Below are 12,569 nucleotides of genomic sequence, written 5' to 3'. Positions count from 1 at the left end.
AAAGATATAGTTGTATTTTTGTTGCAGAATTATTCAAGATAACATAGATGATATATCCCCATAACTTTGAACAGAAGATAGGATTCGACACCATCCGCGAATTACTGAAAGGAAAATGTCTTAGCACACTTGGCAAAGAGCGTGTAGATAACATGTGCTTTTCCGATAAGTTTGCCGAGATTGAAGAACAATTATGCCAGACAACGGAGTTTGTCCGCATCATTCAGGAAGAGGACGGATTCCCCGATCAATACTTTTTTGACGTTCGACCTTCACTGAAGAAGATTCGAATTGAAGGCACTTACCTGGACGAACAGGAAGTGTTCGATCTTCGCCGTTCACTGGAAACCATTAATGATATTGTTAAATTTCTGAATCGTGATGATGAGGAGGAAAAGGGATTCCCCTACCCTCATTTGAGAACTCTTGCCGGAGACATTATTGTGTTTCCTCAACTTATTGGCAAGATTGACCAGATTCTGAACAAATATGGGAAGATTAAAGACAATGCTTCTCAGGAGCTGGCACGTATACGAAGAGAATTAAGTAATACGATGGGGAGTATTTCCCGTAGCTTGAATGCTATTCTCCGCTCAGCACAAAGTGAAGGTTATGTGGACAAGGATGTAGCACCAACCATGCGCGACGGACGATTGGTTATTCCAGTTGCACCGGCTATGAAGCGCAAAATCAAAGGTATTGTACACGATGAATCGGCCAGTGGAAAGACTGTATTCATTGAACCTGCCGTAGTTGTGGAGGCAAACAACCGAATCCGTGAGCTGGAAGGTGAAGAACGACGAGAGATTATCAGAATCCTGGTTGAATTCTCCAAATTGCTACGCCCTTCTGTTCCTGAAATTCTTCAAAGTTACGAGTTCCTTGCCGAGATTGATTTTATACGCGCCAAGGCTCATTTCTCCATACAAATCAATGCCATCCAACCAGCTTTAGAAGACAAGCAACTTATTGACTGGACCGATGCTGTTCATCCGTTGTTACAACTATCTTTAGCCAAGCACGGCAAAAAAGTTGTGCCACTGGAGCTGGAACTAAACAAAAAACAACGCATACTTATTATATCTGGGCCAAATGCAGGCGGTAAATCCGTATGCCTTAAAACTGTAGGTTTACTTCAATATATGCTGCAATGCGGTATGCTTATTCCGCTTCACGAAAGAAGTCATGCCGGAATATTCAGCAACCTGTTTATTGATATTGGCGACGAACAATCTATTGAGGACGATTTAAGTACATACAGCTCGCATCTGCTCAACATGAAAAACATGATGAAGGGTTGCAACGAACGAAGTCTTATCCTTATTGATGAGTTTGGTGGCGGTACGGAACCACAAATTGGTGGTGCCATTGCCGAAGCTGTGCTTAGACGCTTCAACGAAAAAGAGACGTTCGGAGTAATTACTACTCACTATCAGAATCTGAAGCATTTTGCCGAAGACAATGAAGGGGTGGTAAATGGAGCCATGCTTTACGACCGACACATGATGCAGGCACTTTTCCAACTTCAGATTGGTAATCCAGGTAGTTCTTTTGCTGTGGAAATTGCACGCAAGATTGGGCTTCCGGAAGAGGTCATCGCAGATGCTTCTCAGATAGTGGGAAGTGAATACATCAATGCGGATAAATACCTTCAGGACATTGTACGCGATAAACGATACTGGGAGAATAAACGTCAGAATATCCGCCAACGTGAAAAACAGATGGAGGAAACCATTGCCCGCTATCAGAAGGAAATTGAGGAGCTAAACAGTTCACGCAAGGAAATTATTAAGAAAGCGAAGGAAGATGCTGAGCGATTGCTGACCGAATCGAACGCAAAGATTGAGAATACCATCCGATTGATTAAGGAATCTCAGGCGGAAAAAGAGCGAACCAGGCTGGCACGCAAGGAACTTAGCGACTTTAAAGAATCAATTGATGAAATAGGTTCTAAAGAGCATGACGAAAAGATTGCTCGCAAAATGGAGAAACTTCGTGATAAGCAGAGCCGCAAAAAAGAGAAAAAGAGCACTCCCGAAAAGGTTATTCCTAAGGAAGTGAAGGTTGAACCTCTTAAACCGGGCTGCTTAGTTAAGATGAAAGGTCAGACATCAGTAGGTGAACTTCTGGAGATTAGCGGCAAAAATGCCATTGTTGCCTTTGGAATGATAAAAACTACCGTTAAGCTAGATAAGCTGGAACGCACAAATAGTCAGCCGGTTGCTAAGAAGGAGCAGAAAAGTTCGTTTGTAAGTTCTCAGACTCAGGATGAAATGTACGAAAAGAAGCTGCACTTCAAACAAGACCTCGACGTTCGCGGTATGCGTGGCGATGAGGCTTTGCAGGCCGTAACCTATTTCGTTGACGATGCAATTCTGGTTGGTATGAGCAGGGTTCGCATTCTTCACGGAACAGGAACCGGTATTCTGCGTCAGCTTATCCGTCAATATCTGCAAACAGTACATGGCGTTGCCCATTTCCAGGACGAACATGTACAGTTTGGTGGAGCCGGAATTACAGTTGTTGATCTTGCATAAATCGCAGCAACTTCTCATGAGGTTGCTCTGAAAGTAAAACTGCGTCTTCAAGATTTGAATATTTGAAAAAAACTTCAGATAAAAACTATCAGAAAAAGCTTAATAAATGGAGCTATCCCAAAACTTGGAATAGCTCCATTTATTATTCTGAATCTACATTCTGCCTTAAAGAATCATACTTCTCTTATTGTTCATTTTAGCCATTCGCATCCTTTTTTAAATCATTCACCATACCTTTTTAAACCCTTGTACAAAAGATTGTTTTCTTCTGTACAAAAGAATTAATTGTTTTGTACAGAAGAATGCATTCTTTTGTACAACAATTCATGAATATTTAAAGAAAGAATATACAAACAAAGTCGAAAAGTTATTGTTCTCTCGAAGTTAATCATTACATTTGTTCTAGTCGTTTGCACAAAAAAAGTGAGAATGTATGAAGAATAATCTGCTTAGCGAAAAATTAACCTATATGGGGGTGAGTAATACTCCCACTCATTTGCATCTTTGCACCTATAACGAGACAGAAATGCATGAATTTTCAGCAAATAAATTCAGCGAAATAAGAGGTGAGATTAAGGATAATGCTATTAACTGGTTGCAAATTCACGGACTTCAGGATATTGAAACTATTCGTGAGATAGGGAATTATTTTGGAATAAACTTTCTTATTATTCAGGATATTCTCAATCCTCATCATCCTACGAAAATTGAAGAATATGAATCACACATGGTTCTGGTTCTTAAACTATTTCATCTGGGGAACAACAATCAGTTACTAAAGCAACAAGTTTGCATCATTCAGGGTAAAAACTTTGTTCTTTCGTTCTTTGAGGACGAAAACTCTTTCTTTAATGATGTAGTAACTGCAATAAAAGGTAACATACTCAAAATAAGAAACCGCGAAAGCGACTATCTTTTAAGTGTTCTGCTAAATGATGTAATGGCAAACTACCGTAACGTAATATCTACTGTAGAAGATTCGCTCGAAGAAATGGAATCGCGTATGCTTACTATCACTACTGCCAGCGATATCGGTATCAAGATTCAGGAAAGCCGTAGGCAATATTTACGAATAAAGCGAGCTGTGTTGCCATTAAAAGACCAATTCAGTAAACTGATTCTAAGCGATAGCAAATTGCTTCACAAAACAAACAGAATATTTTTCAGCGATGTAAATGATCATCTGCAGTTTGTTCTTCAAACAATAGAAATTTGCAGGGAAACCCTCTCCTCTTTAGTAGATCTTTATATTTCCAATAACGATTTACGAATGAATGATATAATGAAACGACTCACAGTTGTTTCTACTATCTTTATTCCATTGACCTTTCTTGTAGGTGTATGGGGAATGAACTTTAAAATAATGCCGGAACTCGACTGGAAATATGGCTATCTTATTGCATGGATCGTTATGTTTGTAGTTGGCGTCATTGCTTATCTGTTCCTAAAAAAGAAAAAATGGTATTAGTATATAACACAACAGAATTTATTTAAATGAAATCAATTAAGGAATTATACAGAATAGGTAGCGGTCCTTCGAGCAGTCACACTATGGGACCAAAGAAAGCTGCCGAACTGTTTCTGTCGCGCCATCCGGAAGCTACGTCATTCAACGTAACTCTTTACGGTAGTCTGGCAGCAACAGGCAAAGGTCACTTTACAGACGCTGCCATTATCAGCGTACTCCAGCCGCATGCTTCTGTAAATATCATCTGGCAACCTAAAATTTTCCTACCTTTCCATCCCAATGGAATGACCTTCGAAGCATTCGATAAAGATGGAACGGAACTTGAAAACTGGACGGTATATAGTATTGGCGGAGGTGCGCTGTCTACTGAAGAAGGTCCGATTGGCGGGGATAACAGAGAAATATATGGTATGAACAGTATGCAGGAAATTCTAGACTGGTGTCAAATCAGCGGAAAGAGCTACTGGGAATATGTTCAGGAATGTGAAGATAGCGATATATGGGATTATCTGGCAGAAGTATGGGCAACAATGAAGGCTAGCATTAAACGAGGCTTGGAACAGGAAGGTGTTTTGCCTGGTCCTTTAAACCTGAGAAGAAAAGCTGCTACTTATTTTATTCGTTCCAGCGGATATAAACAGTCCTTAAGATCACGCGGATTGGTATTTGCTTATGCCTTGGCAGTCAGTGAAGAGAATGCCTCAGGAGGACAAATTGTTACTGCACCTACATGTGGATCATGCGGCGTTGTTCCGGCTGTATTATATCATTTACAGGAAAGTCGGGAATTTAGTGATGCAAGAATTCATCGAGCACTAGCCACCGCTGGTTTAATAGGAAACATTGTTAAGACAAACGCTTCTATATCCGGGGCCGAAGTTGGATGTCAGGGAGAAGTTGGTGTAGCATGTGCAATGGCTTCGGCAGCAGCCAATCAGTTATTTGGAGGTAGTCCGGCGCAAATAGAATACGCAGCAGAAATGGGACTGGAACATCACCTTGGTATGACATGCGACCCAGTCTGTGGATTGGTTCAGATTCCTTGTATTGAAAGAAATGCTTATGCGGCAGCACGTGCACTCGATGCAAATCTATTCTCTTCGTATACCGACGGTATTCACCGGGTATCATTCGACAAAGTGGTTCAGGTAATGAAACAAACTGGACACGACTTACCTTCTCTATATAAAGAAACAGGAGAAGGAGGATTGGCTAAAGATTATAAGCAGATGTAAACACTGTACAGAAAAAAAAGAACGGGCACATTGGAATTACTGTGCCCGTTCTTTTTTTATTATATTATTCAATGAATAACCAATATTGTCATCTAATTAAGAATTAATATCTTCATCTTTTGACTTATTACGTCTGGATTTCTTCTTCTTTCCAGTATTATCCTCTCCATAGCCATAACCATAGCCGTAACCGTAACCATAGCCATAACCGTATCCATAACCTTTTCTCGCCATATCAATGCCATTGACTACTAAAGACATATTCTTTAGCTTCTTTTGTGCCATTACATCATTACAATACTTAAGAGCAGTCTTGTTAGTCCAGTTCACACGGCAAACGTATGCAGTAGCATCAACTACACGATTAAGAATAAATGTATCTGTTACAAGACCAATTGGAGCAGAGTCTACTATAATATAATCAAAATTCTCACGGAAATGCTCAAAAGCTTTATCCAAAGAATCTTTTACTAATTGTTCTGAAGGGTTAGGCGGAACCGGACCTGCAGGCAAAGCAAAAAGATTTGGATTAATACCCGATGGAACAATCAAGCTATCTAAATCATCTTCAAATCCTGATAAATAGTTTGTGATACCTTTTTTAGCACTCAAATTAAGATATTCAGCCATACGAGGCTTTCTAATATCCAAACCTATAATCAGCACTTTCTTATTTAAAAGAGCAAGACTAATTGCTGCATTCAAACTTACAAAGCTCTTCCCTTCTCCTCCCATAGTAGAAGTAAACAATATTACTTTTTTGTCGACTCCCAACAAGAACAATAAATTAGTACGAAGCACACGGAAAGCTTCAGCAATAGAACTATTATCATTCTCTCTAACAGCAACATTAGTTTCAGCTTCATGAGTCGGTATTTCAGCCAAAAATGGTAACTTGCTCAGTTTATCAATATCTGCACGCGAACGGATTCTGTATTGGAATAAATCACTGATGTAAATAATTACAATAGGTATAACAATTCCAAGAATAAAAGCAACTAAATAAATTATAGAACCTTTTGGAGAAACAGGAGTTCCAGAAGCAAGTGGCTCATCAATCATCTTTGCGTTATTTGCCGTAGCAGCCAAAGATAGATTATTCTCTTCTCGCTTTTGAAGCAACATTTCGAACAAGCTGGCTTTAATTTGCTGTTGACGAGATAGTTCAGTAAAGACACGTTCCTGAGTTGGAGCGTTCCCTATTTGATTATTAAATAATTTAGCTTGTCGATTTACATCATTTTTTGCTATAGTCAATCCATTGTGTACACTTGCAATAGCTGCAGTAACATTACCACGTAAAGCATCTATTTTTCCATTAAGAGCAAGAACTGTTGGATTATTTTCCGAAGCTGTGCGCAATAAACGTTCGCGTTCCAATAATGATTTATTATACTCATTAATAGTAGCAATTAATGTAGGATCTTCAAGACCAACATTACTAGGAACCAATGAATACCTGTTTGCTCTGTTTGAAATATGCTTTTGCAAATAGTTCACAAGATTTAACTGGGTTTCAGCTTCAACCAATTTTTTCTCGTATTCGCTACTTGTTTGCAAAGATAATTGAGCATCAGTTTGCAAGTCCGTCATTTTCTGACTACGCTTATACTGCTCAACATTCTTCTCTGCTGATCCTAGTTCTTTATCAATAATTGCAATACGGTCATCAATAAACAGTTTTGTATTTAATGCAACTTTATTTTTATCAGCCATTGCATCAAGGTTATACACATCAACTAGTTTAGTTAAAAAGTCTTCCCCACGTTTACGATTCGTTTCAGACAATGAAAGATTCACAACCGATGTAGTTTTAGAGGTTGGGGCAATAGCAAGTCTACTCAAATAACTTTTTGCGACACTTATTGGTCTGTTAATGGTTACTTCAATTTCTTTATTAACAACCGATGGAATATTAGGACGATAAGAGATTGTCAAGTCTCCAACAGATGTTCTTAATATTGAAGGAAGAGTAGATAACGTTTGGCTAATTTCTTCCTGGTTAACAAGTCCCTTAACCTGAATACTTCTATCTGGATTAATTGTTAGATTCAAAACAATCCCAGAAGACAGTGTATCTAAAGCTTGTTGATCCATTCTTACCTCTAAAGGACTATTCAAGTAAAGTTCACTAGAAGAAATAGCCCCTTTTAGTCTATAAGATGTATGTAACCCTAAAGCATTAACAACAGACTTTATTGTAGATTTTGACTTTAAAACTTCTATTTCATTATCAACATTATTAGAACCACCTAATAATCCCATACCTTCAAAAACAGAAAGTTCGCTAGTACCATTTCCTCCTTTCTTATCATCTTTGATAATAATAGCAGCAGAAACATTATAAACAGGAGTTGCATATCTTAAGTAAAGAAAAGCAATAGCTAAACAAACAATGATTGAAATAACAAACCATTTCCAATACGATAGGTATTTGAAAATGATCTCTTGAATATTAATTTCCTCAGATTGATTTTCGTCACCTACTTTATTAAATTCTTCAGACATAAAACTTTTATATTTATTAGCTTATTATACATTATTTAAGAATAGTAACTATCAATCCGGCTAATGACACTAGTATTGAAGTCGTGGATATTAAAATGCTTGTCATAGAGCCAATATCAGATCCTTGAGCTTTGGCTTTATTTGGTTGTACATATACAACATCATTCTGTTGCAGATAAAAATATGGGGAAAATATTATATTCTTATCATTCAAGCTAAGCACTACAACTTTTTTCTGTCCATCTTCCATCTCACGGATAATCTTAACATTCTCTCTTTTTCCATACACGGTAAGATCACCAGCTAAAGCCAGGGCCTCAAATATATTTATTTTTTCATTCTCTACGGTATAAGTATTGGGACGATTAACTTCTCCAATTACTGATACTTTATAGTTTGTTAGGCGAACAGTAACTATTGGATCTTCTTTTAGATATTCTTTAAGTTTGGATTTAAGTAAGTTTTCAGCTTCAGTCTTTGTTAATCCACCTAACTTCATTAGTCCAAGAACCGGGAAATTAACCTTACCGTCATTATCTACCAAATATGTTTGCATTGCAGGCTGAGTTGTAATATTCTTAGCTGCAGAAATTGGAGACGGAACTGTTAGATTAAATGGATAAGCATCTTCTGGATTAGTTATAGTACTAACTGTTATTGTTAGCAAGTCTTTCGGCATAATTCGTGCATCATAAAGAACTGCACTTTTTGCATAATCCTCTGCAGTAAACTTTTCCGATTCTTTCAAATAAGGTACATTCTTATAAGAAGAGCATGAAGAAAAACATACTATAGCTAACAATAAAAGAAAAATGTAATTTCTTTGGTTCATGGTTATAATTCTAGTTTTTCTAGTTTTTTCAGTATTTTTATATTCGGGAGGCAAAGATAATTATTATATCTGGCATATCTCGTCATTTTAACAAAATATTCACTATTTAGATAAAAAATTATCTTAATCCATAAAATAACAACAGTTTAACAAAATAAATGTTTATTCATAAATACAAATTAAAAAACAATATACAAATAAATGAATTTATGAATGAAAGTTATGAAAAAACAATCTTCTATTGAATGTGTTTTTCAACAACAAGTACACTATTGTTTACTAACACTTTAACAATAAAAATACAAGATTAAAATAATAATAAAAAGATATTTTCTGCATTTTAGTGAAAGAGATAAGACTTCTATCTATAATATAAATATACGCTACACTCTCTTGCCGAGAAGAACCTTAACTTCTCCTTTACTTATAAAAAAAGAACAAGAAGCAAGTTTAGATTCTTCAATGCTTGTAGGTGAAAAAACTTTTTTAGCAGCTATACGACGTTTAATCCTTATCCTCTGAATCAGAATAGGCTTCTTCCATAAGTTCTTCTTTTGCCATGCTTACAGACCCATCAGAGGATATAGTAATTTGCATTGGGAAATAAAGATCGGTTTGAGGATAACAAACGCTGGCAGCAAAACTAAATTTATTATCGACAATTTTATCAAAGACCATTCCTTCAAGAATTGACTTAGAAAGGAAATCGTCTGGTACTATTGAAGCAAAACTTTTCTTCGTAAAAGTTCTGCTAAAAACTTTTGTTCCATTGTCAAGCGTTATTTGAAGGGATATTTTGTTATCTAAGAACCAATCTCCAGCTTCAGTTTTCACACGAGTAAGAGAATCACATGCTAAACGATGAAGCGCTATATGATAGGATTTGCCCTTTAATTTAACGATTTGTTCGCTTTTTGACTCCTGCATTCGTTGAACTCCAGCAGAATCAACGCTATCTTTCACTATAGTTTCCTTTTTTTCTTGCTTATTGCTTTTATTGTTACATGCCGAGAAACATAAAATAAAAATCGGCAAAAGGAAATAGGGAATTATTTTTTTCATTTGTTTATGCTTTTACTAGCAACAAAGGAACAAAAAGGATAGGAAATATACAAATAAAAACTGTCTAATTTTATTCTTCAGAATCCAAATTCACAACCTAAACTATTAAAATAAAGCGTATTAAACCAAGATCATTTAAAAATATACAACTTCATTTATAATGATCTATTTATTCAATATAAAAAACAATTATATTAATTATACAAACAGGTAATGATACTACACAAGTCGCATTTCATTTAAAATCAAAAAATAGACTATACTTCATATTCTACTTTAATACATTTTATTTATATAGTGAATTATCAATCAAAAAGAATACTTAGGAATTTCCATTCATAATTCACAAATACAAATAAATAAGCAGAAAAAAGAAACATTTATTCGGCATATACAAAAATAATATATAATTTTGTAAGCATTAAACCTATTAAAGAAGACATTATGAGTGATAGACAAAAAAAATTCATACTTCCTGAAGATGAAATTCCACATTACTGGTACAATATTCAGGCAGACATGGTAAATAAACCACTGCCACTTCTTCATCCAGCAACAAAACAACCACTAAAAGCTGAAGATTTATACCCTATTTTTGCAGAAGAACTCTGCAAACAAGAATTAAATACAACCGATGCATGGATTGAAATACCTGAAGAAGTACGTGAGCTTTATAAAAACTATCGTAGTACGCCTTTGGTACGTGCTTATGGATTGGAAAAAGCACTTGGAACACCTGCTCATATATATTTCAAAAATGAAAGCGTTAGTCCTGTTGGTTCACACAAATTAAATTCTGCACTTGCTCAGGCATACTACTGCAAGAAACAAGGTGTTACCAACATTACTACTGAAACGGGTGCAGGACAATGGGGAGCTGCTCTTTCTTATGCAGCAAAAGCATTCGGACTTGAACTAGCTGTATATATGGTTAAAATCAGCTATGAGCAAAAGCCTTACCGTCGCTCAATTATGCAGACTTTCGGAGCTCAGGTAACAGCTTCTCCATCAATGTCAACTCGTGCAGGAAAAGATATTCTAACTCAGTTCCCTAATCATCCGGGATCTCTTGGTACGGCTATTTCAGAAGCTATTGAGCTGGCAACAACAACTCCTAACTGTAAATATGTACTTGGATCTGTATTAAACCAGGTTTCTCTACACCAAACAATTATTGGTCTGGAGGCTGAAAAGCAGATGGAAATGGCGGGAGAATACCCGGACATGGTTATTGCTTGTTTTGGTGGTGGATCTAATTTCGGTGGAATCACTTTCCCTTTCATGCGTCATAATATTCTTGAAGGAAAGAAAACAAGATTTATTGCTGCAGAACCTGCTTCTTGCCCTAAACTAACAAGAGGTAAGTTCCAATACGATTTCGGTGATGAAGCGGGATACACTCCTTTATTACCAATGTTTACACTAGGACACGACTTCACTCCGGCAAATATTCATGCAGGAGGACTTCGTTATCATGGTGCAGGAACAATTGTTTCTCAGCTGATAAAGGACGGACTAATGGAAGCGGTTGACTTGCAACAACTTGATACATTTAAAGCTGGTTGTTTATTTGCTCAAGCTGAAGGTATTATTCCAGCTCCTGAATCTTGTCATGCTATTGCAGCAACTATAAACGAAGCAAACAAATGCAAAGAAACAGGTGAAGCAAAGGTTATTCTGTTCAATCTTTCCGGTCATGGACTAATTGATATGGCATCATACGATAAATATCTTCAAGGTGATCTGATTAACTATAGTCTTTCCGATGAAGAAATTGCTGAAAATCTTGAAAAGATTGGCAGCCTTGCATAATTAGGAGACTTATAACATAAATATTGTGGGCAAATAATACATCTAAATAGTATTATTTGCCCACTTTTTATTTGTATTATTATCATTGTTTTTATCTGATATCAAATATTCTTTTCCAAAAAAAATATCAACTATATAATAAAGATGTACTTCCGAACGTAATTATTACTATCTTTATCTTCAAATTGTTGTTCAAAGCTCTTATGTTTGCCTGAACAACAACATTTAAGAATAAAGATCTTAATAATATAAACAGTATGAAATATATAGGAGCACATGTTAGTGCATCTGGCGGAGTAGAATTCGCTCCTGTAAATGCACATGAAATCGGAGCAAATGCTTTTGCTCTTTTTACAAAGAATCAACGTCAATGGGTATCAAAACCACTTACCCCTGAAAATATTAATTTATTCAAGGAGAACTGTGAGAAATACAACTTACAAGCTGAATACATCTTGCCTCACGACAGTTATTTAATTAATCTTGGTCATCCAGAGGAAGAAGGTCTACAAAAAAGTCGTGCAGCTTTTCTTGATGAGATGCAACGCTGTGAACAACTTGGATTAAAGTTGCTAAATTTCCACCCGGGAAGTCACCTAAGCAAAGAGACTCCTGAAGAATGTCTGGACAGAATTGCCGAATCTATCAATATTGCTTTAAACAAAACTAAAGGAGTTACAGCTGTTATAGAAAACACAGCCGGACAAGGAACCAATATGGGTAATGAATTCTGGCATTTAAAATACATTATTGATCGAGTAGAAGATAAAGAACGCGTAGGAGTATGTCTTGACACATGTCACACATTTACTGCCGGCTACGATTTTCTTGATGAAGAAAATTATGATAAAGTATTCAGAGATTTTGATGAAATAGTTGGTTTTAGTTATCTGCGGGCGATTCACTTGAATGACTCAAAAAAAGCGTTAGGTACACGAGTAGACAGGCATGATAATATTGGGAAAGGATTTATCGGGCTCGAATTCTTCCAACGAATAATGAAAGATCCTCGCTTTGATAACATACCTATCATTCTTGAAACTCCTGATGAAACACTTTGGAAAGAAGAGATTGCGCTACTAAGAAGCTTTGAATAAATACCAAAATTTATAATT

8 protein-coding genes are annotated in these 12,569 nt (G+C 36.4%); 5 read left to right on the top strand and 3 right to left on the bottom strand.

Going from position 1 to position 12,569, the window contains the following annotated elements; genetic code table 11:
• Positions 1-47: 47 nt before the first annotated feature.
• The 3 genes from BUC21_RS11740 (at position 48) to BUC21_RS11730 (ending at position 5,240) form a co-directional block, all read left to right on the top strand.
• Positions 48-2,537 (top strand): endonuclease MutS2, encoded by a 2,490-nt coding sequence (locus BUC21_RS11740; protein WP_073402623.1) that lies wholly within the window; start codon positions 48-50, stop codon positions 2,535-2,537.
• 433 nt (positions 2,538-2,970) lie between these two features.
• Positions 2,971-4,005 carry a magnesium/cobalt transporter CorA gene (gene corA / locus BUC21_RS11735; protein WP_073402621.1) on the top strand — a complete coding sequence of 345 codons (1,035 nt, stop codon included), beginning with the start codon at positions 2,971-2,973 and terminating at the stop codon, positions 4,003-4,005.
• Positions 4,006-4,031: 26 nt separating this feature from the next.
• Positions 4,032-5,240 carry an L-serine ammonia-lyase gene (locus BUC21_RS11730; RefSeq protein WP_073402619.1) on the top strand — a complete coding sequence of 403 codons (1,209 nt, stop codon included), beginning with the start codon at positions 4,032-4,034 and terminating at the stop codon, positions 5,238-5,240.
• Between the two features lie 96 nt (positions 5,241-5,336).
• Here BUC21_RS11730 and BUC21_RS11725 read toward each other — a convergent pair whose 3' ends face one another.
• From BUC21_RS11725 to BUC21_RS11715, 3 genes are all read right to left on the bottom strand, one after another.
• On the bottom strand, positions 5,337-7,748 hold the full coding sequence (locus tag BUC21_RS11725) for a GumC family protein (protein ID WP_073402617.1): 2,412 nt from the start codon (positions 7,746-7,748) through the stop codon (positions 5,337-5,339).
• Between the two features lie 31 nt (positions 7,749-7,779).
• Positions 7,780-8,580, bottom strand: a complete 801-nt coding sequence (locus BUC21_RS11720; RefSeq protein WP_073402615.1) for a polysaccharide biosynthesis/export family protein — start codon at positions 8,578-8,580, stop codon at positions 7,780-7,782.
• 504 nt (positions 8,581-9,084) lie between these two features.
• The gene (locus tag BUC21_RS11715; RefSeq protein WP_073402614.1) at positions 9,085-9,642 is read right to left on the bottom strand and encodes a DUF4738 domain-containing protein; all 558 of its coding nucleotides are present in this window, start codon (positions 9,640-9,642) and stop codon (positions 9,085-9,087) included.
• 444 nt (positions 9,643-10,086) lie between these two features.
• Here BUC21_RS11715 and BUC21_RS11710 point away from each other — a divergent pair, with 444 nt between their 5' ends.
• Together BUC21_RS11710 and nfo are read left to right on the top strand one after the other, a co-directional pair.
• Positions 10,087-11,454 (top strand): TrpB-like pyridoxal phosphate-dependent enzyme, encoded by a 1,368-nt coding sequence (locus tag BUC21_RS11710; protein WP_073402612.1) that lies wholly within the window; start codon positions 10,087-10,089, stop codon positions 11,452-11,454.
• 257 nt (positions 11,455-11,711) lie between these two features.
• Positions 11,712-12,551 carry a deoxyribonuclease IV gene (gene nfo, locus BUC21_RS11705; RefSeq protein ID WP_073402609.1) on the top strand — a complete coding sequence of 280 codons (840 nt, stop codon included), beginning with the start codon at positions 11,712-11,714 and terminating at the stop codon, positions 12,549-12,551.
• Positions 12,552-12,569 lie beyond the last annotated feature (18 nt).

The organism is Bacteroides luti (assembly GCF_900128905.1).
Taxonomy (GTDB): domain Bacteria; phylum Bacteroidota; class Bacteroidia; order Bacteroidales; family Bacteroidaceae; genus Bacteroides; species Bacteroides luti.
This window is presented reverse-complemented; position numbering and strand designations above follow the sequence as displayed.